19 protein-coding genes are annotated in these 23,878 nt (G+C 71.2%); 10 read left to right on the top strand and 9 right to left on the bottom strand.

Annotated elements, in window-relative coordinates:
- Positions 1–42 precede the first annotated feature (42 nt).
- A complete protein-coding gene (locus ACFQV6_RS08020) occupies positions 43–408 on the bottom strand; it encodes an MmcQ/YjbR family DNA-binding protein (protein ID WP_378026712.1) in 366 nt (121 codons plus the stop codon).
- A 174-nt stretch (positions 409–582) separates the two neighbouring features.
- Here ACFQV6_RS08020 and ACFQV6_RS08015 point away from each other — a divergent pair, with 174 nt between their 5' ends.
- On the top strand, positions 583–1,536 hold the full coding sequence (locus ACFQV6_RS08015; protein WP_378026711.1) for a sulfite exporter TauE/SafE family protein: 954 nt from the start codon (positions 583–585) through the stop codon (positions 1,534–1,536).
- A 45-nt stretch (positions 1,537–1,581) separates the two neighbouring features.
- Here the strand turns inward: ACFQV6_RS08015 and ACFQV6_RS08010 are convergent, their stop codons facing one another.
- From ACFQV6_RS08010 to ACFQV6_RS08000, 3 genes are all read right to left on the bottom strand, one after another.
- Entirely contained in the window at positions 1,582–2,751 is a 1,170-nt protein-coding gene (locus ACFQV6_RS08010) for an alpha/beta fold hydrolase (protein WP_378026710.1), read from the bottom strand.
- Positions 2,752–3,049: 298 nt separating this feature from the next.
- Positions 3,050–3,973: a diacylglycerol/lipid kinase family protein gene (locus ACFQV6_RS08005; RefSeq protein WP_378026709.1), complete on the bottom strand. Its 924-nt coding sequence runs from the start codon at positions 3,971–3,973 to the stop codon at positions 3,050–3,052.
- Positions 3,974–4,106: 133 nt separating this feature from the next.
- Positions 4,107–4,820 carry a LamG-like jellyroll fold domain-containing protein gene (locus tag ACFQV6_RS08000; protein WP_378026708.1) on the bottom strand — a complete coding sequence of 238 codons (714 nt, stop codon included), beginning with the start codon at positions 4,818–4,820 and terminating at the stop codon, positions 4,107–4,109.
- Positions 4,821–4,943: 123 nt separating this feature from the next.
- Between ACFQV6_RS08000 and ACFQV6_RS07995 the strand changes: the two genes are divergently transcribed.
- Positions 4,944–7,850 carry a BTAD domain-containing putative transcriptional regulator gene (locus ACFQV6_RS07995; RefSeq protein WP_378026707.1) on the top strand — a complete coding sequence of 969 codons (2,907 nt, stop codon included), beginning with the start codon at positions 4,944–4,946 and terminating at the stop codon, positions 7,848–7,850.
- Positions 7,847–8,932, top strand: a complete 1,086-nt coding sequence (locus ACFQV6_RS07990; RefSeq protein WP_378026706.1) for a class I SAM-dependent methyltransferase — start codon at positions 7,847–7,849, stop codon at positions 8,930–8,932. Before ACFQV6_RS07995 ends, ACFQV6_RS07990 begins: the two co-directional genes overlap by 4 nt.
- Before the next feature lie 105 nt (positions 8,933–9,037).
- Here ACFQV6_RS07990 and ACFQV6_RS07985 read toward each other — a convergent pair whose 3' ends face one another.
- On the bottom strand, positions 9,038–10,693 hold the full coding sequence (locus ACFQV6_RS07985) for a VanW family protein (RefSeq protein WP_378026705.1): 1,656 nt from the start codon (positions 10,691–10,693) through the stop codon (positions 9,038–9,040).
- A gap of 340 nt (positions 10,694–11,033) precedes the next feature.
- Positions 11,034–13,055, bottom strand: coding sequence for a response regulator (locus ACFQV6_RS07980; protein ID WP_378026704.1), 2,022 nt, complete (start codon positions 13,053–13,055; stop codon positions 11,034–11,036).
- A gap of 113 nt (positions 13,056–13,168) precedes the next feature.
- Between ACFQV6_RS07980 and ACFQV6_RS07975 the strand changes: the two genes are divergently transcribed.
- Positions 13,169–16,390 (top strand): PAS domain S-box protein, encoded by a 3,222-nt coding sequence (locus ACFQV6_RS07975; protein ID WP_378026703.1) that lies wholly within the window; start codon positions 13,169–13,171, stop codon positions 16,388–16,390.
- 12 nt (positions 16,391–16,402) lie between these two features.
- On the opposite strand, the gene ACFQV6_RS07970 is transcribed toward ACFQV6_RS07975, so the two are convergent.
- Positions 16,403–17,389: a TerC/Alx family metal homeostasis membrane protein gene (locus ACFQV6_RS07970; RefSeq protein WP_378026702.1), complete on the bottom strand. Its 987-nt coding sequence runs from the start codon at positions 17,387–17,389 to the stop codon at positions 16,403–16,405.
- Between the two features lie 261 nt (positions 17,390–17,650).
- Here ACFQV6_RS07970 and ACFQV6_RS07965 point away from each other — a divergent pair, with 261 nt between their 5' ends.
- On the top strand, positions 17,651–17,782 hold the full coding sequence (locus tag ACFQV6_RS07965; protein ID WP_378026701.1) for a hypothetical protein: 132 nt from the start codon (positions 17,651–17,653) through the stop codon (positions 17,780–17,782).
- Between the two features lie 50 nt (positions 17,783–17,832).
- On the opposite strand, the gene ACFQV6_RS07960 is transcribed toward ACFQV6_RS07965, so the two are convergent.
- On the bottom strand, positions 17,833–18,471 hold the full coding sequence (locus ACFQV6_RS07960; RefSeq protein ID WP_378026700.1) for an alpha/beta fold hydrolase: 639 nt from the start codon (positions 18,469–18,471) through the stop codon (positions 17,833–17,835).
- A gap of 304 nt (positions 18,472–18,775) precedes the next feature.
- Between ACFQV6_RS07960 and ACFQV6_RS07955 the strand changes: the two genes are divergently transcribed.
- The 4 genes from ACFQV6_RS07955 to ACFQV6_RS07940 all read left to right on the top strand — a co-directional run bounded on the left by ACFQV6_RS07955 (position 18,776) and on the right by ACFQV6_RS07940 (position 22,141).
- Positions 18,776–19,885 carry an MFS transporter gene (locus tag ACFQV6_RS07955; protein ID WP_378026962.1) on the top strand — a complete coding sequence of 370 codons (1,110 nt, stop codon included), beginning with the start codon at positions 18,776–18,778 and terminating at the stop codon, positions 19,883–19,885.
- A 126-nt stretch (positions 19,886–20,011) separates the two neighbouring features.
- Positions 20,012–21,166 carry a glycosyltransferase family 4 protein gene (locus tag ACFQV6_RS07950; RefSeq protein WP_378026699.1) on the top strand — a complete coding sequence of 385 codons (1,155 nt, stop codon included), beginning with the start codon at positions 20,012–20,014 and terminating at the stop codon, positions 21,164–21,166.
- Positions 21,167–21,409: 243 nt separating this feature from the next.
- Complete coding sequence (locus tag ACFQV6_RS07945; protein WP_378026698.1) at positions 21,410–21,688, top strand: excalibur calcium-binding domain-containing protein; 279 nt, start codon at positions 21,410–21,412, stop codon at positions 21,686–21,688.
- 96 nt (positions 21,689–21,784) lie between these two features.
- Complete coding sequence (locus ACFQV6_RS07940; protein ID WP_378026697.1) at positions 21,785–22,141, top strand: cupin domain-containing protein; 357 nt, start codon at positions 21,785–21,787, stop codon at positions 22,139–22,141.
- Positions 22,142–22,148: 7 nt separating this feature from the next.
- Here ACFQV6_RS07940 and ACFQV6_RS07935 read toward each other — a convergent pair whose 3' ends face one another.
- On the bottom strand, positions 22,149–22,922 hold the full coding sequence (locus ACFQV6_RS07935) for a neprosin family prolyl endopeptidase (protein ID WP_378026696.1): 774 nt from the start codon (positions 22,920–22,922) through the stop codon (positions 22,149–22,151).
- Between the two features lie 241 nt (positions 22,923–23,163).
- On the opposite strand from ACFQV6_RS07935, the gene ACFQV6_RS07930 reads away from it, so the two are divergent.
- Entirely contained in the window at positions 23,164–23,745 is a 582-nt protein-coding gene (locus tag ACFQV6_RS07930; RefSeq protein ID WP_378026695.1) for a dihydrofolate reductase family protein, read from the top strand.
- Positions 23,746–23,878: the final 133 nt, after the last annotated feature.

Here is a 23,878-nt window from a genome sequence, read left to right as displayed (position 1 = left end):
GCTCACCTAAGCAAACGAGCTCTTCATGGGCAACCCACAGGGTCAGGCGCCCAGCTCCGCCTGGATCTCCTCGGGGGCGCGCATCCGCCACGCGTCGGTGATCAGTTCGGTAAGGCGGTCCACCGTCACCGCGGGCAGGCGCAGCATCACCAGCGGCAGGCCCTGGTAGCCGGGTGTCGTGAAGAACAGGTCCGGCTCGCCGAGCACCAGCGCCTGTTTCTCGGCCTCGTTGCCGACGAAGAGCACCGCCACGTCGGTCCGGATCACCCGCGGCTTGCCCGGAAGGCGTTCCGGATAAGACCAGATGAAACCCTTGTTCGCCACCCGGAAGTCGAAGCCGTCGCTGTCGATCTCCGCGACGTGGGGCAGCGCCAGGGCGAGCCGGCGTACATCGTCCGCGTCAGCCATGCGCAACAGGGTAGGTGACCCGCCACCGCTCACAGCATGTGGACGCCTGCTTGCCGTCTGCTGCGCCGCGTACTAATCTCCGACCCAATAAATAGGAAATACAGGTTAGGCATAGCAGGTCGGCAATGCGGCCGACGGGACTGAAAACCCCCCATACACCACGGCGGTGACGACATGACGAAACTTCTCCTCCTTGCCCTCGTCGGGCTCGGGGCTCAGCTCGTCGACGGCAGCCTGGGCATGGCCTATGGCGTGACTTCGACCACCCTGCTGCTCGCCATCGGCACCAACCCAGCGGCCGCGTCCGCCACCGTTCACCTCGCTGAGATCGGCACCACGCTCGTCTCCGGCTTCTCGCACTGGCGCTTCGGCAACGTCGACTGGAAGGTCGTGCTGAAGATCGGTGTGCCGGGCGCCGTCGGTGCGTTCGCCGGTGCGACGTTCCTCTCGAGCATCTCGACCGAGACCGCGGCGCCGCTGATGGCGGTCATCCTGCTGGTGCTCGGCCTCTACGTCTTCATCCGTTTCACGTTCCAGGGCCTGCCCAAGGGGCAGCTCGGCAAGCCACTGCGCAAGCGGTTCCTCACCCCGCTCGGCCTCGTGGCCGGTTTCGTCGACTCCACCGGCGGCGGTGGCTGGGGCCCGGTCGGCACGCCCGCGATCCTCGCCAGCGGCCGCCTGGAGCCCCGCAAGACCATCGGCTCGATCGACACCAGCGAGTTCCTGGTCGCCGTCGCCGCGAGCCTCGGCTTCATCGTCGGCATCGGCTCGGAGAACATCGACTACGCCTGGGTCCTGGCCCTGCTGATCGGCGGCGTCATCGCGGCACCGATCGCGGCCTGGCTGGTCCGGCACATCCCGCCGCGGGTGCTCGGCGCCGCCGTCGGTGGTCTGATCATCCTGACCAACTCGCGCTCCCTGCTGCGCAGCGACTGGATCGACGCCTCCGACACCGTCCGGTACGGCTTCTACGCGGTCATCTACGTTGCCTGGGCGGCGGCGCTCGTCTACTCGATCAAGCAGTACCGCAGCCACCGCGACGAGGACGCCGAGATCCTCGCCGAGGCGGACGCCGTCTCCGCCTCCTCCGGTGACGCCCCCGACGAGAAGGTCTCCACCTCGGCCTGACCCGCACAGGATGCCCGGGAGCACCAGCTCCCGGGCATCTTCGTGTCAACCCGTGAGGAACTCCCGGACCACCTGGTCACCCTCGGCGTTGCGGCCCTGGATCGAGTGCCCCATGCCCGCGATGACAACAAGCCGGCCGTGCGGCGTACGAGCCGCCTGCTCCCTGGCCCACTCCAGCGGCGTGGACAGGTCACGGTCACCGTTGATCATCAGCACCGGCATGGTGAGCCGCGAGTACGGTGGCCGCGGGTTCGGCCGTGACACCGGCCAGTGCCGGCAGCCCTGAACGATGCCCTGCTCCACCGCGGTCTCCGGTTCGAACGGCCACACCTCAGCAGCGGAGATCTTGTCCAGCGCGCGGTCCACAGCCTCGTCCCGTACGCGCACCGGCGTGCTCGAATCGCCCCACGGCGCGCTTCGCAGGTCCGCGCAGAGCGTCGCCACGTGCAGCCCGGCGCTGTACTCGCCCGGCGCGGTCGGTGCGCCGTGCCGCAGTTCCTCGATCGCGGCGTTCAGCGGGCCCGGATCCCCCTGCGCGGCCTGGTGCAACAGGGCGAGCACCGGATAGAACGTGGCACCGGTGAGCTTCGGGTCGACGATGCTCGCGATCACCAGCAGGTCGAGTACGCCCACCCCGTTGTCGTGGCGGCGCACCACGGCGGCGAGTTCGGCGGCCGGGTCGTAACCGCACTGCTGCTCCCGGCACGCGCTGCGCAGCACCGAGCCGGCCCGGTGGAGGCTGTCGAGGTAGAGCGCGTCCGGACCGTGCTGCGGTACGACGGAGTCGAGGACCATCCGGCTCACCCGGTGCGGGTGGGTCAGCCCGTACTGCGCCGCGACGAAGCTGCCGTAGGAGACGCCGTCGAGGGTCCACCGCGCCGCACCGAGCGCGCGGCGCAGATCGTCGAGGTCGGCCACGGTGTCCGCGGTGGTGTAGTGGTGCCGGTCGGCGCCGAGCAGGTCCGCGCACTGCCGGACGGCGTCCGCCGACGGCGGTGTGATGTCCGACGAGCCCACCTCCGCCTGCAACCGGGGGCAGTCGATCGCGCCGGCACCGGTGCCCCGCTGATCGATCATGACCATCCGGTAGTCGGCGAGCAGGTACGACAGCCGCTGGGAGATCCGCGGCACGAGAGCGGGGCCGGGCTGCCCGGGCCCGCCGGACAGGACCATCAGCACACCGCGCGGTGCGTCCGCGTTGCCGGCGACCGCCACGCGCAATCGCAAGGTGCCCGGCCGGGCCGCCGCGGTCGAGCGGCACGGTCAGGAAGGAGCAGGTGAAGGTGGCGATCTCGGCACAGGGCCGTGGATCGGTGAGGGCCGGTGTCCGGGTGGCCTGCCCGGGCGCCGCGGCGGCGCTCAGCGGAACGGCCAGCACGACGGTCACCAGCGTGACGGCCGTCCGTCGGAGAGTTCGGGTCAGCGCTGACATGGCACACTCCTGTCGCAGGTGGCGAGCAGCGAGGGGCCTTCCGTGCCCGAGTATGCCGGACACAGCGGATCGAGGCTGTCCCTAATGGTCCGGCGTTCCGGGCGGTGCCATGATCCGCAGGGCGTTGGCGTCGAGCGCGATCCGCAGCGGCGTCTGGCCGCACGGTTCACCGTCCACCTCGACGTGTGCCGGGCGGTCGGTCTCCAGCCACAGTTCGCTGACCGCGAGGAACGGCCGCTCGTGCAGGGTGCGCCGGTGGCCGGTGAGTGCGTTGCGGGCGGTCTCGCGGAGCAGCCCGCGCCGGGTGGCATCGCCGACCGGGTAGGCGACGAGCAGCCGGTCGTCGGCGTGCGCGTCGGCGGTGATCGGGCGGCCGGCGTGGAAGCCGCCGTTCGCCACATACACCTGGTGTGTCTGAAAGACCAGTTCCCGGCCTTCAGCGCGGACCGTCACGCGCAGTGGGCGGTGCCGGGTGAGAAGACCGAGAGCAGTGATCGGGTACGCAAGACGACCGGCAAACCGTTTGAGCCGGCTCGGCGCGCTGATCATGATTTCCGCGGAGAGCCCCGCCCCGACGTGGTTGGTGAACGGCATGTCCCCGGCGATGCCGAGGTCGACGTCGATCACCGCGCCGTCGACGAGGGTGCCGATCGACTCGTCCAGGCCGGGCTGGATGCCGACGGTACGGGCGAAGTTGTTCGTGGTGCCGAGCGGCAGCAACCCGAGCGCGATGTCGCGGTGGGCGAGCATCCGGCCGGCCGTGCTCATCGTCCCGTCACCGCCGCCGGCGACGAGCAGGTCCGGGCCCTGCGCGATGGCGTCGGCCAGGGACTTCTCCAGGTCGCGTTCCACCGCGTACGCTCCGAGCAGCTTGAAGCCGGCGGCGACCAGCTTGGCGTGCGCGTCCTCGTAGAGTTGCCGCCCCCGGCGGGACCGCGCGTTGACGACGAGCGCCGCCCGCCGCTCGCTCCGGATTGCCTCGGTCAGCTCCTGCTTCGTACGCACCGGCAGACCCTACCGTCCCGCCCTGTGCCACCTCCCGAACCCGCGCGACCCGTCCCAGCCCGTGCCGCGTCTCGCTCCCGCCACGGGGCGAGGCCCAGCCTGCGCCGCCCTGCGAACCCGCCACGGGCGAGGCTCAGTCGATCGCGATCCAGACGTCGTCGACGGAGCCGTGGAACTGGTCGTTGGACTGCGAGACGCTCTTGCCGCCGATCAGCAGCGGATCGTCGTCGGCGACCGTCAGCCCGGACGGCACCGGCACCGCACCGCGCGGTGTCCCGTCGACGAGAACCAGAAACGCCGTTCCGGTACGCCGGCACTCCAGCCGGTGCCAGCGCCCGTCGGAAACGATCACATCGGCCACCGCCCGCCGGATGAGCCGGTCCGGCGCACCGACGAGAACACAGCTCGGCCGTCCCGCGTACCCATCGATCTGCAGTTTGTATTGACTGCCCTCCGTCGAATAACCCTTCTGCAGGACGTTCTGCCCCTCGCTGGTGAACTCGGGCGCGAGCCGCACGCTGGCGCCGAACCGCAGGTCACGGCTGCCCGGCTGCAGATCCGGGCGGCTCGGTGTGCGCAGGATCAGCCGCGGGCAAGGCTTGACACGACACGGCTCAGGAAACCGGATCGCCCTGCCCCGGCCATGCGGCACGTGCACCGCCGTAGCCGTGTTGTTGCCGGCGACGGTGAGATCGGGACCCCGGCCGGACCTGTCATGCCACTCCGCGTACTCGTCGAAGTCGTACCGGGCGACGGTGGCCGGCGGCACGGGCAGGGGCACCGAGCAACCCTGCATCATTGCGGCGACGATGAGCAGCGCGGCGATCCGGCGGCGGGTGGTTGACACGTACGGTCAACGCGCGTCCGCCTCCCCAGCGACGCCCCGGTAACCCGAACCGGGATCCGCCCCCGGTTCGACGGGGCGGGAAACCTACTGGTTCGCGGGGAGCGGACTGGCGAGAATGGCGCGGTGAGCATCGGGGTGGGCGTGCTGGGGCCGGTCGAGCTACGCCGCGACGGCGTGCCGATCGCGCTCCCCGGTGCACCGCAGCGGATCCTGCTCGCCCGGCTCGCCCTCGCCGGCGGGCGACCAGTTCCGGTCATCGACCTCCTCGGCGCCCTGTGGGAGGGCGACTCGCCGGACAACGCGATCGGCAACCTGCACAGCTACGTGTCGAGGCTGCGGCGGCACACCGGCGGGACTGCGATCACCCGCGAGCCGGGCGGCTACCGGCTCACCGCGGTGATCGACACCGAGCGGGTCGAGCACCTGGCCGCACTGGCCCGGAGCCAGGAGCCGGACCAGGCCGCGGCCACCCTTGCGCAAGCCTTGGCGGTGTGGCGCGGTGATCCCCTGGCGGACGTGGCGGATCGGCTGGCCTTCGCCCCCGAGATCGCACGGCTGATGGAGTGGCGGCGTCACCTGCGCGAGGAACACCTGGAGAGGCGGCTTGACGCCGGGGACGCCGCCGCCGCGCTGCCCGACGTGGAAGCGCTGGCCACCGCGGAGCCCCTCCGGGAGCGGCCGCAACTGCTGCTCATGCGAGCGCTGCACGCCTCCGGGCGCACCCCGGAGGCGCTGGAGACCGCCCGGAGGTTCCGGGAACGACTCGCTGACGGCCACGGCATCGATCCCTCACCCGCCCTGACCGACCTCCAGCAGCGCATCCTCAGCGACGACCCGGCCCTGCGCCCACCCCGGCGGACATCACCGCAAGCATCCCGTGCGCAGGACATCCCGATCAGCCACGAACCGGCGACGGGGAGTGCCCGTCGGCGGGCTGACCGCTTCTTCGGGCGGGCGACCGAGCTGGCCTCCCTGCGTGACGCCCTGGCCGCCGGCCGGATCACCACGCTCGTCGGCCCGGGTGGTGTCGGCAAGACGCGGCTGATGACCGAGGCGCTCACCGGCGGCGAGCTGGTGGTGGAACTCGCCGAACGTTCCGTGCCGGCCGATGTCGCGGCTGCCGTCGCGGGGGCGCTGGGCCTGCGTACCGCACCGCACGGCGGCGTGGCCGCCCTCGCTGAACGGCTCGGTGCGGCGCCCGCGGTGCTGGTTCTGGACAACTGCGAGCATCTGCTGGACGCGGTCCGGGCGCTTGTCGAGGAACTTGTCGTGCGCTGCCCCGGCGTGACGGTGCTGGCCACCTCCCGGCAGCGTCTCGGCGTGGCCGGCGAACGGGTGCTGCGCCTCGGCCCGCTGCCGGCCGACGATCAGGTGGCGCTCTTCTGCGACCGCGCGGCGTTGCTGCGCGCCGATTTCACTGCCGATTCGCGTACGCGGAACCTGGCCGCCCAAATCTGCCGACTTGTCGACGGCCTCCCACTCGCTGTGGAACTCGCCGCCCGCCGCGAGGCGGTGTTCGGGCTCGCCCACCTGCGGGACCGGCTCGGCGCCGGACTCCACGTGCTCGACCCGGCCAGGGGAGGCGACCGGGCGACCGCGGTGGCGGCAACCGTCGAATGGTCGTACCGCCTCCTCGACCCGGCCGCCCAGCACCTCCTCGACCGCCTCTCGGTCTGCCGCGGCGGCTTCACCCTCGAAGCCCTGCCCCACCTCACCCCCCGCCGAGCGATCCCGGCCGCCCCGGACGCCGAGCAACTGCTCGCCGAGCTGGTGGACGCCTCGCTCGTCACCTGCGACCTGGCCGCCGACCCGCCGCGCTACCGGCTGCTGGAGACCGTGCGCCACGTCGGTCTCGGGCACCTCGGGCCGGACGGCGAGCGCGACGCCCGCGACGCGCACGCCCGCTGGATGCTCTCTCTCGCCGCCGAACTCGTCGAACGCGGCCGTGACCGCGACCCCTGGACCACCCCCGTGCTGCGCCGGGAGCTGCCGAACCTTCAGGAGGCGCTGGCCTGGCTGGGCGAAAGCGGTCACGACGACGGCCCCCGGCTGGCCGCCCTGCTCGCCGTGATCGGCTCGGACGCCCCGGACCCGGGTCTCACCGAGCAGCTGGCCGGCTGGGCCCCGGAGCGGGTGGAGACCGAGAATGACGTGCTGCGCGCCCTCGCCGCCGGCAACGCCGAGTGGCTGCGGGGCGATCTGCCCGAGGCGGACCGGCTGCTCAGCGCGGCTCTCGAGCGGATGCCGGATGATCATCCGCTGCGCTGGGGTGCGCTCATCGTGCGGATCTCCAACGGGATGTTCGCCGGCCGGGCCGGCGCGGTGCATGCCGATGCCGAGCGGATGGCCGGCGACCACGGTGCGCCACGGTGGGCGCGGGCCACCGGCATCTGCTGCGCCGCGCTGATGGACGCCTACGGCGGTGACCCGGAGGCGGGCCGGCGCCGGCTGGAGAGGTACGCCGACCACCTGCACACCGAGGGCCTCGACGGCTTCGTCCCGTTCACCCGTGGGGAGTTGCTCGCCGGCAGCGCCCCGGAGCAGGCACTCGCCTGGTACGACCGATCGATCGCCGCCAGCGACCGGGCCAACCAGGTCTACACAGCAAACGTGGCCCGTGTCGCCCGCGCCGCGGTCCTGATCCGGCTGAGCCGGTACGCGGATGCCGTACCCGCCTGCCGAGACGTCGTCCTCGCGGTCCGGGACGCGAACATGACCGCCCAGGTGTGGACCATGCTGCGGCTCACCGCCGAGCTCCTCGCCGCCCTCGGCGACCCGGTGACTGCCGCGATGCTGGTCCGCGCCGCCGCCGCGAACCCGATGGCGCCCGCGGTGATGGGCCCGGACCGGGAGAGGCTGGCCCGCCTGCGCGACGGCGTGGAGTCACCGCCACCAGGCCCGGCCGACACCGCCTCGATCATCGGCTCCGCCCGGACCGCCCTCAGCAAGGTCTGGTCAGCACACGAGGCCGGCCTGAGCAAGGAGCGGGCAAGAAGCGAGCAAGGACCGCCCCGCACTGTCGGAGCATGACTACTGAGACGCAGCAAGCACCGACCGTCGACGAGGCCCGAGTGGAAGCCTTCGTCGGCCGTCTGATCACCGATTTCGCCGGAGCGGCGAGCACCGCGATGACCGTTCTCGGCGACCGGCTCGGCCTGTTCCAGGCCATGACCGGCGCCGGCCCGATCACCGCCGAGAAGCTGGCCGCGCGGACCGGCCTGCACCCGCGCCTGGTCACCGAGTGGCTGCGGCAGCAGGCCGTGTCCGGTTACGTCACCTCCGGCGGTGACACGTTCGAGCTGCCGCTGGAGCACGCGCTGGCGCTGTCGGTGGTCGACTCCCCGGCGTACGTGGTGGCGGCCGGCGAGATCATCGCCGGGTACTTCCTGTCGATGGAGAAGCTGGAGGAGGCCTTCCGCGGCGACGGTGGACTGGATCACGAGGAGGTGCCGGGCTGCACGTACCACGGCATCGAGCGGTATTTCCGGACCGCCTACGTCAACCAGCTCGCACAGACCTGGTTCCCCGCCGTCCCCGGCCTGGTCGCCAAGCTGGAGTCCGGTGCCCGGGTCGCCGACGTCGGATGCGGGCACGGCTTCGCGAGCCGGCTGATCGGCCGGACCTGGCCGTCGTCGACGGTGTCCGGGTTTGATCGGCACCAGCCGTCGATCGCCACCGCCCGGGCCCGTGCGATCGAGTCCGGCGGTCCGGCCAACGTCTCCTTCCACGCGGCGGACTCGGCAGCGATCGGCGCGCACGGCCCGTTCGACGTGGTGGTCTTCTTCGACGCCCTGCACGACCTGGGTGACCCGGCCGCCGCGCTGCGGGCGGCGTACGGCGCGCTCGCCCCGGGCGGGGTCGTGGTGGCCGTGGAGCCGTGGTCGGCCGACGACTGGACCAGCACGATCGGGATGCCGATCACCCGCATCGGGTACGCCTCCTCGGCCGCCCTGTGCACGCCCGGCTCACTGAGCCAGCCGGGCGCCTACGGGCTGGGCACCCTCGGCGGTCCGGCCGAGCGCCTCGGCCTGCTCGCCGAGGCCGGTTTCGCCGACCCGATCCTGGCCGCCGACACCGGCTTCAACCTGGTGCTGTCAGCCACGAAGAAGTAACGCGAGGCGACCAAGAAGTAACGCGAGGCGACCAGAGAACAGGGCGAGCAGAGAACAGGGCGACCAGAGAACAGGGCGACCGAGAAACGTGTTACGGCCCGGGGATCAGTCAGTGGTCTCCGGGTCGCCGCACGTGTAGCGGGGCTCGGCGTCGTACTTCCAGGTGAACTTCTCCCGCTTGACCACCGTGCCGTCGCGGTGGAACAGCCGGAAGGCGTCCTGGGTGAACCCGTTGATCCCGCTGGTGGCGATGCAGTCCGGCCCGCCCGGCAGGGCGATCGCCTGCGGCGAGGTGATGTTGCGGCGCGGGCTGTAGTCGGTGGTCACCTTGTCCCAGACCCTGGTGCTCCAGACCGACACGGTGATCGTGCTGCTGGTGTACGCCGTGTCGATCAGCACCCCGTGCGGACTGTCGTTCTTGAACCGGAAGTCGAGGTCCGGGTAGAAGATCGTCGACTCGATGACCGCCGGGTAGCGGTCGAAGTAGAACGAGTGCGGCTTGTGCTCGACGTCTTCGAGACCGGCGTAGTAGGTGGCGTTGAACAGGGTCGTGGTGAACTGCGAGACGCCACCGCCGACACCGGGGGTGAGCTTGCCGCCGATGATGACCGGTGCGTCCTGGTAACCCTGCTCATAACCGCGCTCGCCGGTGTGCTTGTTCAGCGAGAACGTCTTGCCCGGCAGCACCAGGGCACCCTTGACCTGCTTGGACGCCTGGACGATGTTCTGGCTGCGCGGCGAGGACAGGCCGCCGGGGAACTTGGTGGTGAACGTGGAGACCTTCTCCTTGACGCCGAGCTTCTCCAGCTCGGCGCCGGTCAGCGCGGGGGCGGCCCGGACCGGCGAGGTCGCGATCGAGCGCTCGCTGGTGCTACGCAGCGCGGTGATCATCGCCGGTGCCGCGGCCTTCAGGTCGAGGGTGGTGCCGTCGGCGCCCTCGACGATCTTCGGCTTGCCGCCGGCGAAGGTGAACCGCGCGTCGCGGGCCGGTTTCTCCAGCTTGGCGAGCTTTCCGGCGACGGCCTTGCGCAGCTTCCTCTCGTCGATCCGCGGTGCGATGAGACCGGCCTTGTCGGCGGTCAGGACGAGGCTCTTGGCGATGGCGGCCGGCGAGATGCTCAGGTCGCCGAGCTCCGAGGTGAGCGTGAGCGGAGCGGAGACGGCCGGCCGGGCGAGCGACTCGACCAACTCGTCGACCTCGGCGGCGGTGGTCGTCGCGGACACGTCGACCAGCGGGATGGTGACCGGCTCGCCGCCGAGCCAGCCGGCGCGCAGTGCCTCGGCCGAGCGCGCCGGGTCGATGTCACGGCCCGGCTCCGGGTGGACGGCCCGCGGCTCGACACCGTCGAAGACGACCGCGGGCTTCCTCATCGGCGTGCCGATCTTCCCGGCGGCCTTGCGCAGCGCGGCGTCGAGCAGCTCCGGGTCGACGGCGATGACCGGGGCCACCTCGCGGTCGTCGAAGGGCGAGGGCCGTCCGCCGGACGCGGCGTCGACGGTCGCCTCGACGTCGACCACGAGACCGACATCGGCCGGCTCGACGGCGACCTCCTTGCCGTCCACCAGCACCGGCACCGGCTCGCCGAGCTTCTGGTTCGCGGCCAGGTGGTCCCGCAGGGCGGTGGCCGCCGCGACCCGGCTCAGCCCGCCCAGGTCGGCTCCCAGCACCGTCACGCCGCGCGGGACGTCACCCCGGTAGACCCAGCTCGCCACCCCGCCGGCACCGGCCACCAGAACCAGCACCACAGCACCGGCGATCACCAGCCGCCACCCTCGCCCGCCGGACGATCTCGCTTCAGATGCCCCAGAAGCCTCAGAAGCCCCAGAAGCCCCAGAAGCCCCAGAAGGCCCCGACTGCAGAACATCCGGCGGCCGGGACCGCGGACCGAAACCGCCCGGGAGCGTGTCGTGTCCCGGCGTGCTCTGCTGCGGCAGCCGGGCGGTCAGGGAGTCCTCGACGGGAGGCTGTCGGTCACTGGGGGAGGTCACCGGGCGTCCTTCCGGGCTAACTATGGGCGATACGTCAGGTTCTGACGTGCGCGGACGCGATCACGCCGCGGGCCGCGAATATTAGCCGACGACGGTGACATCGACCTGCGTGTCAACCGTGATGGGTGGCGTTCAGCGCCGCCCGCACCGTCTTCACCAGGGTCTCCCGGTTGTAGGGCTTGGCGAGGATGGTGGAGTTCGGCTCCAGCTTGTTGCCGGACTCGTCGAAGAGCGCCTCGGCGAAGCCGGAGACGAACACGATGCTCAGGTGCGGCTGCCGGCCGCTGGCGATCTGGGCGAGCTGCCGCCCGTTCATGCCGGGCATCACCACGTCGGTGACCAGGGCCGACACGTGTCCCGGGTGCTGTTCCAGGATCTTCAACGCCTCGATGCCGTCGGTGGCGGTGAGGACGTGGTAACCCGCGCCGCTCAGGATCCGGGCGGTGACCTGGAGCAGGGCGGTCTCGTCGTCGACGAGCAGCAGGGTTTCGCCACCGGAGCGCGACTCGTGCGCGTCCGCCGGGGGTGGGCCGGCGGGTGCGGTGACGACCGCGGGCAGGGCGAACGTCGCCGTGGTCCCCTGACCCGGCCGCGACAGGAGGGTGAGCTGGCCGCCGGCCTGGCTGACGATCCCGTGCGCGGTGGACAGGCCGAGCCCGGCCGTACCGACGGTGTGCTTGGTGCTGAAGAACGGCTCGAAGGCCCGGTCCAGGACGTGTTGCGGCATGCCGGCGCCGGTGTCCCGGATGCGCAGCACGACGTGGTCGTTCTCGAGCGTGGTGGTGATCGTGACGGTGCCACCGGACGGCATCGCCTCGGCGCTGTTGTGGACCAGGTTCTGCACCGCCTGGTTGATCTGTGCCGGGTCCGCCTGCACGTCCGGCAGGTTCGGGTCGAGGTCGAGGACCAGTTCGGCGTGGTCGCCCGCGGCGGTCCGCAGGGTGTCGGCCGCGTCCCGCAGCAGCGTGTTCATGTTGAACGGTGCGACCTGGGTGATCTCCCGGCGGCCGAAGGCGAGCAGCTGCTGGGTGAGCGTCTTGGCCCGCTCGCCGCCCTTGACCACCTGGCCCAGGTCGGTGAGCAGCGAGTCCGCCACGTCCGCCGGGATGGTGCCGTCGGTCTGGCCGTCGGTGATCGACTCGATGGCGAGGGTGGTGTACCCGAGGATGGCGCCGAGGATGTTGTTGAAGTCGTGCGCGGTCCCGCCCGCCATCCGGCGCAGGCTGTCGAGCCGCTCGGCGTCGCGGTGCCGGGTCTCCTCCTGGCGGCGCAGGGTCTCCTCGCGCAGGCGCTCCTCGGCGGAGACCAGGTCGGTGACGTCGTCGACCATCAGCACACCGCCGGCGAGCTGCCCGTCCTCGTCGTCGTGGATCTGCCGCAGGTGCAGCCGCAGCCGCCGGGCGGTGCCGTCCCTCCAGGTGATCCGGTGATCGAATTTGAGCTCCGTCGCCTCGCCCGCGCCGTGCAGCAGGCTCAGGGCGGCGTCCTGCGCGCTGTCGCTGAGCCACTCCAGCCAGCCCTTGCCGAGGAAGCTGTCCACCGGCACCTGCATGATCTCGGCCAGGCGGGGGTTGATGTAGTCGGCGTGCCCGTGCCGGTCGAGGATGCCGATGCCGACCGGTGAGGCGATGGCCATCGCCTCGAACCGGCGCTCGGTGTCGTGCAGGGCGCGCACCTTCTCGATCAGCTTCGCGTTGACCGCGTGCAGATGCGCCTGGGCGAAGGCCTCGTCGGCCGCCGGCACCTCGACCGTGACCGGGCCGAGCGCCAGGGCGGTGTCCACCGCGTCGAGCAGGGTGTGCGGGTCCTGTGAGCGCAGGACCACCTGGCTCACCCCGCACGCCTCGGCGATCGGCCGGGTCTCCGGCTCCAGGTAGTTAGCGGTGTAGAAGATCACCGGCGCCTGTGCGGCCAGTGGATCGGGGTCGCTGCGCAGCCGGTGGACCAGCTCCAGGCCGTCGATGCCGGGCATCAGGACGTCGGAGACCACGACGTCGGGGTGGTGGACGTGGGCCAGCCGGAGCGCGTCGGCCCCGTCGTGAGCCTCGATGACGTCATGGCCCCGGTAGCCGAGCAGCATCCGCACGATGTCCCGGTTGGCGGCCACGTCGTCGACGACCATCACTGTCGCCACGGCATCTCCCTCTGCGGCAGGCGGAGAAACTTTGTCCGGTAATAAGGCTAATGCAGAAAATGATCACATGTACGGTGATGCTGAATCGGATTCGGATTGCAGGGGAGAGTGTTGTGTCGGTGCGCAGGTTCCGGCGTACCCCCGTCCTCGTCGTTTTCGGCGCCCTGGCGGCGGCCGGCGTGACGCTCGGCGCGGAGGTCCTCCGCGCCCGCATCGGACGGCGCGTCGACCAGTACTTCCACCTCGCCGCGATCCTGGAGCACACCGACACCCCGGCGTTCGTGAAGAGCCTCAGCGGCCGGTACCGCCTGGTCAGCGCCGCCTTCGAGCGGGTCGAGGGTCAGCGCCGCGGCAGTGTCACCGGCCGCTTCGACCGGGACGTGCACTCACCGAAACGTCTGGCCGAGCTCCGGCGCCGGGACCGGGCGGTGGTCGCCGCCGACGGCCCGATCGCCTTCGAGGACGAGATCGGGAACCGGCGCTTCGTCACCACGCTGTGCGCGCTGCGCAACCGCCGCGGCCGGCCGTACGCGATCTTCGGGGTGGGTACCGAGGTCACCGAACTGCGGATGGCCGAGGGGATGGTGGAGGACGAGCGCCGCCTCCAGTCGCACGCCAACGCCCGGCTCGCGGCGATCGTCGAGGCCTCCCAGGACGCGATCGTCAGCAAGGCGCTCGACGGCACGATCCGCACCTGGAACCCGGGTGCCGAGCGGCTCTACGGCTACACGGCCGAGGAGATGGTCGGCAACGACGTGACCCGGATCCTGCCGCCGGACCGGCTCGGTGAGGAGCGGGAGCTCCTCGGCCTGGTCTTCCGCGGCCGTGCCCTGAGCCGGTACGAGACCCGCCGCAAGCGCAAGGACGGCACCATCATCGAGGTGTCGCTGAGCATGGCACCGATGCGGGACACCGACGGCACCGTCATCGGCGCCTCGACGGTGGCGCACGACATCACCGCCCGGGTGCAGGCCGAGCAGCGTCTGCGGGTCGAGCGGGAACAGCTCGAAATGATCATGAGGGCGGCCAGCGACCCGTTCTTCACGATGGACGGCGACGGCCGGGTCGCGGAGTGGAACCAGCAGGCCGAGCGCGTCTTCGGCTGGCCCCGCCTGGAGATCCTCGGCCGGCACGTGGCGGGCACCATCATGCCCGGCCGCTATCAGGAAGGGCTGGGGCGGCTGCTCGACGGCCGCCTGGAGTGGCTGCTGGACCGGCCGACCGAGATCGCTGCGGTGCACCAGGACGGCCACGAGATCCCGGTCGAGCTGACCATGTGGCGTCTCGGGCACGACGGCGGGTCGCAGTTCCACGGTTTCGTCCGGGACATCACCGCACGACGGCAGACCGAGCAGGCCCTGGCCGAGGCCCGGGACCAGGCGATCGAGACCGCCCGGCTGAAGTCGCAGTTCCTCGCCTCGATGAGTCACGAGATCCGTACGCCGATGAACGGTGTCATCGGCCTGACCGGACTGCTGCTCGCCTCCGAGCTCGACGAGAAGCAGCGCCGGTACGCCGAGGGCATCAGCAGCGCCGGATCGGCCCTGCTCGCGGTGATCAACGACATTCTCGACTTCTCCAAGCTGGAGGCCGGCAAGGTCCTGCTCGAGGACGCCAACTTCGGAGTCCGGGACCTGATCGACGACGTGGTGTCGCTCGTCGCCCCGCCGGACACCCGCGACGCGGTGTGCGTCGCGGCGGTCTGCGACCCGCGCCTTCCCACGACCGTCTGCGGTGATCCCGCCAAGCTGCGCCAGGTCCTGCTCAACCTGGCCGGCAACGCGGTCAAGTTCACCAGCCGGGGGCAGGTCACCGTCACCGCCAGCCTCGACGACCGGCATCCGTACGGCCCGGAGGCGGTACCGATCCGGTTCGAGGTGCACGACACCGGCATCGGCATCGACACGGACCGGCGGGAGGAGCTGTTCGAGGCGTTCACCCAGGCCGACGCCGGCACCACCCGCAGGTTCGGCGGCACCGGGCTGGGCCTGGCCATCAGCCGTGACCTGGTCCAGCTGATGGGCGGCAGCATCGGCGTGGAGAGCGAGCCGGGACACGGCAGCACCTTCTGGTTCAGCGTCACGCTGCGCGCGGCCCGCGCCGGTCTCGACGTCTCTCCCCGGCACTCCCTCGACGGCCTGCGTGTCCTGATCGTGGATCGGGACGAGGACGACCGCGGTGTGCTCGTCGACCAGCTGACCGCCTGGTCGATGCAGGCGACCGGTGCGGCGGACACGGCGAGCGCCGACGCCGCCCTGCGCGAGGCGGCCGCGGCCGGTCGTCCGGTCGACCTGGTCATCGTCGACATCGGCACCGCCCGCGACGACGGGCTGCACCTCAGCGCGATGGCGATCGCCCCGGCGGGCTGCCCGCCGCCGAAGACCATCCTGCTCGCCGACGACGCGCAGGCTCTGCCCGTGGAACCGGACCCGGGGCGGTTCTCCGCCGCGTTCGCCAAGCCGCTGCGGCAGTCCCAGCTCTACGACGCGCTCGTCGGCGCGGTCACCGACCTCGCCGACGACCGGGCCCTCGGCGCCACCGCCGAGGCACAGCCCCGCCGTGGGCACCTGCTGGTGGTGGAGGACAACGACATCAACCGCACGGTCGCCCTCGGCGTCCTGGCCAACCTCGGGTACAGCGCCGACGTCGCGGTCAACGGTGTCGAGGCCGTCGAGATGGCGGCCCGCCAGGAGTACCAGGCGATCTTCATGGACTGCCTGATGCCGGAGATGGACGGCTACGCCGCCACCGAGGAGATCCGCCGCCGGGAGCCGCCCGGACACCACGTGCCGATCATCGCCCTGACCGCGAGCGCGCTCGCCGAGGACCGGGCCCGGTGCCTGGCGGCGGGCATGGACGAGCACATCGCCAAGCCGCTCATCCCGGCCGACGTCGCGCGGGTTCTCGAGCGGTGGGGCAACCGGCTGCCCGTACCGGATCCGGCGACCGTGACGGCCGAGATCGAGAGGCGCCTCGACCAGCTCCGCGGTCCCGATCCGGTGGCCACCGCCAACGCGCTGAACGGGCTGCTCAGCGCGCTGGCGGCGAAGATCCCCGAGCACCTGGAGCAGATCGCGCAGGCGCTGGCCCTCGACGACGCCGGGACGCTGCGCGGCGAGGCACACCAGCTCAAGGGCATCATGGCGAACCTCGGGGCGAGCGCGGCCACCGAGGCCTGCGACCGGCTCGAGATGGACGCCCGCGCCGGTGACCTCGATGCCGCCGTGGCCTCGCTCTCGTACGCTCGCCCGATGGTCGCCCTGGTCCGCGACGCGGTCGTGGAGATCCGCCGCCGGTTCAGCCCGTCGGAAACGACGGCGACAGCCGGAAAGTGACGGTGCGGCGGCTCAGGGAACGGGCGAGCCCTCCCTGGCCGCCTCGCGACGGTTGGCCACGATGCTCGTCGCGGTCACGGTCGCCAGCGTGACCGCGATGACGCCGAGGGACAACTCGGTCGGGATGTCCGGAACCTGCTCCCACACCTTGTGCGCCCAGTGCAGCACCAGCTTCACGCCGATGAAGGCCAGGATGATCGCCAGGCCGTAGTTGAGGTGGCGCAGCCGGTCCAGGACGTTGCGCAGCACGAAGTACAACGCGCGCAGCCCGAGCAGGGCGAACGCGTTGGTGGCGAACACCAGGTAGGGGTCCTCGGTCACACCGTAGACGGCCGGCACCGAGTCGACGGCGAAGACCACGTCGGTCATGAAGACGGCGACGACGACCAGGGCCAGCGGCGTGAGCGCCCGGCGGCCGCCCCGCGTCACGGTCAGCTTGCCGCCGTGATATTCGCTGGTCACCGGCATGAACCGGCGCATCAGCCGGACGCTGCGCATCGAGTCGATGTCGACGTGGAACTGCTCGGCGCGCATGGCGTCGCGCATCACCTTGACGGCCGTGGCCAGCAGCACGGCGCCGAAGAGCAGGAACGCCCAGGCACCGGTCTGGAGCACCGCGGCACCGGCCGCGATGAAGATCGCCCGCAGTACCAGCGCGCCGACGATGCCGTAGAGCAGCACCCGCTGCGCCAGCGCGGCCGGTACGGCGAACGCCGCGAGCAGCAGCATGAAGACGAACAGGTTGTCCACCGACAGGGATTTCTCCACCACATATCCGGTGTAGAACTCCATCGCGGGCGTTCGCCCGTACACCTGCCAGAGGAGCACCCCGAACGCGGCCGGAAGCGCGAGATAGAAGATCGACCAGCCGACTGCCTCGCGCATCGCCACCTCGTGCGGGCGGCGGGTGACCGCGAAGTCGGCGGCCAGCAGACCGAGCAGCACGACGATGGTGAGCGCCCAGAGCTGTGGCGTCGCGATGGTATTCAGATGTGACACGGGTCCCCCTCGGACACGTTACGTCGTCCGAGGTCTCCCTCACCCGTCGCGGCATCACGCCGGGCGAACGCACGGGGGCATGTTCGGCATGCCCGTGGTGACCGCCACGTTCTTTTAGGAGGTACTCCCCTCGCGAGCAGCTTAGGCAACCGGCGAGGCGGCAGCCATCCCTATCACGCGATTGGCCGATTCCGGTTGACGGACTGTGTGTTCAAGAGGACCGTTGAAGGGCCGAAGTCGCTGGTCAAGGGAGGTCAGCACATGCTGATCGACATCCTGGTCGGCACCATGCTGATCACCTGCATGCTGATCAGCAGTGCCGCCCTCATGCCGCCACGCCGGCGCGGGCACGCGCATCATCATCGGGCGCGGTTCCACCACCGGCACAGCTGAAAACGTCGGCCGGCGACCCGTTTGACCGGGCCGCCGGTCACCCTGCGGCGTCAAAGAAGGTCGCGCAGCGTGGCGGCGAAGGACGCCGGGGAGCGCAGGTGCGGGAAACCGGAGCGAGCCCGCGCGGCGGAGACCTGGTGCGGCCGGGCACGGCTCGGGTTCGGTTTCGAGAACCAGCAACGGTACGCCCGGAGCAGCGTCGGATCCTCCCGGACAACGGCGAACTGCCGATACGGTGCCGGAATGGTTCCCAGGTCGGCAGCGGCCAGATGCTGCTCCACCGTCTCCGCGAGCTCGGCCACCGGCTCGTCGAAGGTGAGCACCGCCCGGGTCGCGTAGGCACCGGCGAACGCGTCCGCCAGCAGCGCGCTCTCGCCGTGACCGACCACCACCGGAGCCCGGTGCAGGTCGAGCCCGGCAATGAGCACGGCGAGGTCCTGCGTGAGCGCGTCCAGGTCGTAGTCACCGCGCGTGGCGGACTGACCGTGGCCCGGCAGATCGACGGCGATCACGCTGCACGAGTTGCCCAGCGCGAGGTCCGCGGCGACCGGCCACCACATGGTGCGGTCGTAGAGCAGGCCGTGCAGCAGGACGACCGGGCGCCCGAACGCGCCCCACCTGTCGTAGACGAGCCGGTTCCTCGGGGTTCCGTAGGCATGGGTGGTGCGGCGTGGCGGCTGGGGATGCATGCGTGTGGACTTCCTGTTCCGGGGGGACGGCAAACATGTGACGCCGCCGTGGGGGACCGGCACCGTCGACTTCGTGATCAAGTACGGACGAGATGATGTCGCCGATCGAAAATGAGCCTTTTTCAACGTGGCGAGGGCCTCGGCCGCCGACGCCGGACAACGGCCCGGCAGCTCCAGGCCCGATGACAGGTTGAAAATTGCTCAATGAACGACGGGAGTCCGGGTGACCGGGAAAGTGGCCGAGCGTTCGCTCACCCCCTGGCGGGCGATCGCCGGATTCGGCGTGGTGAGCCTCGCGGCCGACATGGTCTACGAGGGGGCCCGCTCGGTCACCGGGCCGCTGCTCGCCACGCTCGGCGCCTCCGCCCTCGCGGTCGGGCTGATCAGCGGTGCCGGTGAGGCCGCGGCACTGCTGCTGCGCCTGGTCTCCGGCCCGTTCGCCGACCGCAGCGGGCGGTACTGGGCGCTCACCATCACCGGGTACGCGCTGACCGCCGTGTGCGTACCCCTGCTTGCCGTGACGCCACTCCTGGGGGGTGCCGGTCTGGCGGTCGCGGCGTTCCTGATCGTCACCGAGCGGGTCGGCAAGGCGATCCGCAGCCCGGCGAAGTCGGCCCTGCTCGCCGAGGCGGCGGGCGCCGTCGGGCGGGGGCGCGGGTTCGCCGTACACAAGGCTCTTGATCAGATCGGCGCTTTCGCCGGTCCGCTGCTGGTCGCCGCGCTGGTGGTGGTCGCCGGTACGGTCTGGCCCGCGCTCGCCCTGCTGGCCGTGCCCGGTGTGGTGGCGATGGCGCTCCTGGTCTGGATGCGGCGCCGCTTCCCCGCGCCGGCCCGCCGGGAGCCCGCCACGACCAGCGCCGGCCGCCTGCCGCGCGACTTCTACTGGTTCGCCGCCTCCGCCGCGGCGGCTACTGCCGGGCTGGTCACTTTCGGTCTGATCTCCTACCACGCCAGCAAGACGGCGGGCATCGCGCTGGCCGCGGTGCCGGTCCTGTACGCCGGCGCGATGGCCGCCGGCGCCCTGGGCGCCCTGGCCAGCGGCCTGCTCTACGACCGCTGGGGCGCCCGGGTCCTCTACGCCCTGCCCGCCCTCGCCGCCGCCACCCCCGCGCTCGCCCTCTCCGGCAACGTCGGTGCGATCGTCGGCGGAACCCTGCTGTGGGGCGCCGCGGTCGGCGTGCAGGACTCGACGGTCAAGGCGCTCGTCGCCGACCTGGTGCCGTCGCACCGGCGCGCCACCGCCTACGGCGTCTTCGCCGCGATCCAGGGTGCGGCCGCGCTGGCCGGCGGTGCGCTGGCCGGCGGCCTGTACGGCTACTCGATCACCGCGCTCGCCGTCGTGCTCGCCGCCGTACAGGTCCTCTCGGCGGTGCTGCTGGCCGTCACGCTGCGCCGCGCCCGGCAGCCGGCCTGACCGCTTTCCCCATCCACGGGTAACTGTCGATGTCCGGCGGGCGAAAAGCGGTCTTGTCGCCGATCGTTCGGCTCGGTGTCACGGTGGTGTCGCCCCGCCGATCGGGCCCGGCCGTCCCCTGTGTTCATGCGCATCGCGCTGGTCACAGAGTCCTTCCTGCCCGACGTCAACGGTGTCGCCAACTCGGTCGCTCGAATGGCCGAGCACCTGGCCCGAACCGGTCACGACCCGATGGTGGTCGCCCCCGAACCGCCGGCCGGTACCGGCCGGTCCGTCGGGTCGCTGCCGTACCCCGTGGTGCGGGTGCGGTCCCTTCCGATGCCCGGTTACCCGCAGCTGCGGCTCGGCCTTCCGGCGCCGGCGCTGCACGCGGCGATCCGGCGGCACGACACCGACGTGGTGCATCTGGCGAGCCCGTTCGTGCTGGGCGCGTGGGCGCAGGCGAGTGCGCGGTCGCTCGGGTTGCCGTCGGTCGCCGTCTATCAGACGGATGTGGCGTCGTACGCCCGCGCGTACCGGGTACGCCTGACCGAGCGGATGGCGTGGCGGTGGATCCGGACGGTGCACAACTCCGCCGGCCGTACGCTCGCCCCCTCCACCGAATCGATGACCGCCCTGGAGTCCCACGGTGTGCGGCGCCTGCACCTGTGGCGTCGCGGCGTGGACGACGTGCGGTTCCACCCGTCCCGGCGCAGCGCGGCCATCCGCCGCGCGCTCGCCCCCGGCGGTGAGATCCTCGTCGGTTTCGTCGGCCGCCTCGCCGTCGAGAAGGAGGTCGAGCTGCTCGCCGGCACCGCCCGGCTGCCCGGCGTGCGGCTGGTCGTCGTGGGCGCCGGCCCGGCCGCCACCTCGCTGCGCAGGGCCCTGCCCGGCGCTGTCTTCCTCGGCGCGCGGCACGGCGCCCAGCTGGCCCGGATCTACGCGAGCCTCGACGTCTTCGCGCACACCGGCCCGTACGAGACGTTCGGCCAGGCGGTGCAGGAGGCGATGGCGAGCGGCCTGCCCGTGGTCGCCCCGGCCGCGGGCGGGCCGCTCGACCTGGTCGCGCACGGCCGTACCGGATTTCTGGTGCCACCCCACGAGGCCGCCGGCTTCACCGAGGCCGTCGCCCACCTCGCCGGCGACACCAGCCTGCGGCAGTCCTTCGGCGCCGCCGCACGGGCCGCGGTCCACGGCCGCAGCTGGTCAGCCATCGGCGACGAACTGATCACTCACTACCGGGCCACGCTGGGCGCACCGTCCTTGACCCGCTCGCCCCTGGTGGCCACGCTGGGAGGCTGACAGCAGCGTGCGGCGAAATCCGCACCCTCGCCTGTGTGCTCAGCGCCGCCGCGCTGGTCGGCTGCACGCTCGCCACCTTCACCCCGCGGTAGCGGTACGTCATGGAGTCCACTGTGGCGGTCCGTATTTCGTACACGCCGACCGGCTGAGTGGCCGAATCCCTCGGCGGGAACGACCGATAGTGACCACGTTTCGACGGCGGTAGCGTCCGGTTTCCACCTTCCACCGAAGATTCGGAGCCTCATGCTCAACAAGCTCGTGCGAGGTCTGCTGATCGGCACGCTCGCGTTCTCCGGCGCCACCGCCGTCGTCTCCGGTCCGGCCCAGGCGGCGGCGAAGACGTACAAGAACTGCACCGCTCTGAACAAGGTCTACAAGCACGGCGTCGGTAAGAAGGGTGCGAAGGACAAGGTGCGCGGAAAGACGAAGAAGGTCACGAACTTCAAGGTGTCGAACGCCCTGTACAAGGCGAACAAGAAGTCCGACCGTGACAAGGACGGCATCGCCTGCGAGAAGCGCTGACCCTGCGGGAAGCGCTGACCGTGCGGGAAGCGCTGACCCTGCGGGACGCTGACTTGCGAGGTCGCCGCCCCCATCCCCGATTCTGTGGAGCGTGCCATGACGATGTTGCGGATCTTCTCCGACGAGCACGGGATGGCCCGAATCACCGACCTCGATCCGGCATTGCGGCAGGTGGCGGACGGGCTTGGCCGGTCCGCCACCGTTGCCGTGTCGTCGGCCTCGATCTTCATTGCACCGCCCGGCGGCGGGCATGGTGAGCAGCCGGAAGCCCGCCGTCAGCTGGCCGTGGTCCTCGCGGGCTCCTGCACCGTCACGGCCTCCGGCGAAACCCGGACCTGCCGGCCCGGGGATCTGCTGCTGGTGGAGGACACCGCGGGCGTCGGCCATTCGAGTACGACCGATGAGGGCTTCACCGCCCTGATGGTCACCCTCGCGGAGGGCGCCGACTGGTGACGCGTGCTCAGCAGAGGCCGGGACCGCCGAAGCGGAAGGAGCCGGCACTGATCGGGTAGTAGCCGTAGAACGGATCGGGCGGGCCCGGCACGAGCGCCGCCGGTGTCCCGTTGATCAGGGAGATGCTGCTGAAACGCGCTGCCTGCGTGCTTTCCGCGTACGAACCGGTGCCCATCTGGGAGCACGACGGGTCGCCGGTCCCGCTGACCTCGCCGAAGTAGTGCACCGCGCCCGTGTAGGTGAACGCACCTGCCCAGAGGGAGTCGGGGAAGGACCCGAGCCACTGGGTGTCGTAACCGACCCACCAGCGGTCGCCGGAGTGCTGGATGATGAACCGCTTGCTCGTCCCGGCCGGCAGGGCGGCGCCGGGCTGGACCGTACTCGGGGCGTACGGCTCGAACCCGCAGATGTTGTAACAGGCGTCCACACCGTCGGCCCGGTGGATGACGAACAGGTGAGGCTCGTCGTCGCCGTTGAGCTCCCGGTCGACAGTCCATCCGATCTGCACGTTGTGGCGCTTGTCAGCCGACCTCACCGCAACCGACGCCAGCGAGTGCGAATCGTCCGCCGACACGATCGGCTTCCCGACGGTGACGGTGGCCATCGCACCGTCGGCGACGGTCTTCTGGCTGGCGCCGACGCTGATGTAACCGGCGTCGGACAGGGAGAGCACCGGCAACGGCGGCATGGGTTGCGCGACCGCCGGGCCGGGATCGGCGTGTGCTGTCCCCGCGGCGGTGAGCGTGGTCGTGCTCGCCATGATCACGAGAAGCGCGGCCATCAGCGGCCGCCTTCGTGAGATCGACACTCGGCATCGTCCTTCCAGAGGGCTCATATTCGCCGGAGACGATACGTCACCCGAGCCCCACCGGCAGTCCAGGTCGTCGACGGCATCCACGACGCGGCCGACCGGCCGGCCGATCCACATCGATCCCGCTGTCGGAATCGGCCGGCCCCGTTCGTAGCAGGTGCAGGAACCGGCAGACAGCCGGGTCCGATCACCGGCACTCGAGGAGAACACCATGACCGCGACCTACACCTTCGACGTCTTCGCCAGCCTCGACGGTTTCGGCTCCTACAACAGCGACGGCGACTGGGGCGGTTACTGGGGCAAGCACGGCCCCGAGTTCCTCGACCGTCGCCTGGCGATGTACAGCCCGGACCAGCGGATGGTCCTCGGTGCCAACACCTTCCGGCAGTTCGTGCGGTTGCTGGGAGCCGTCATCGCCCAGCCCGATGGGCTCGACCCGGTGAACACCCGGATGCGGAACATGCCGACCACCGTGGTGTCGACCACCCTCGAAGGCCCCCTCGACTGGCCGGACGCGACCCTCGTCAGCGGGAACGCTGTCAACGTGGTCGCCCGCCTCAAGAAGGAGTCCGCCGTGCCGCTGCGCTCGCACGGCAGCCTGTCGATGAACCGGGCACTGATGGCCGCCGGCCTGGTCGACCGCGTCCAGCTGACGATCTTCCCCGTGCTCACCGGCCGGACCGGCGAGCACCCGGTCTTCGCGGGCGCCGCCGACTTCGACCTGGAGCTGCTCGAGAGCCGGACCTTCGACGGGCACATCCAGGAGCTCACCTACCGCCCCACCCCGCACTGATCCCGACCACGGTAACGCGGTTGACCGAACGGCCCGCGTCAGGCGACCGTGTACCGCCTAATGGGAGCTACCGGGTCAGCCGCTGGCAGACTCGGTGCCTGGTAGCCGCGAGTGGGTGAGCACTCTCGCCGCC

This window comes from Actinoplanes sp. GCM10030250 (assembly GCF_042666575.1).
In the GTDB taxonomy this organism is placed as follows: domain Bacteria; phylum Actinomycetota; class Actinomycetes; order Mycobacteriales; family Micromonosporaceae; genus Actinoplanes.
Note: the sequence above shows the minus strand (reverse complement) of the source record. Positions and strands in the feature narration are given on the sequence as shown.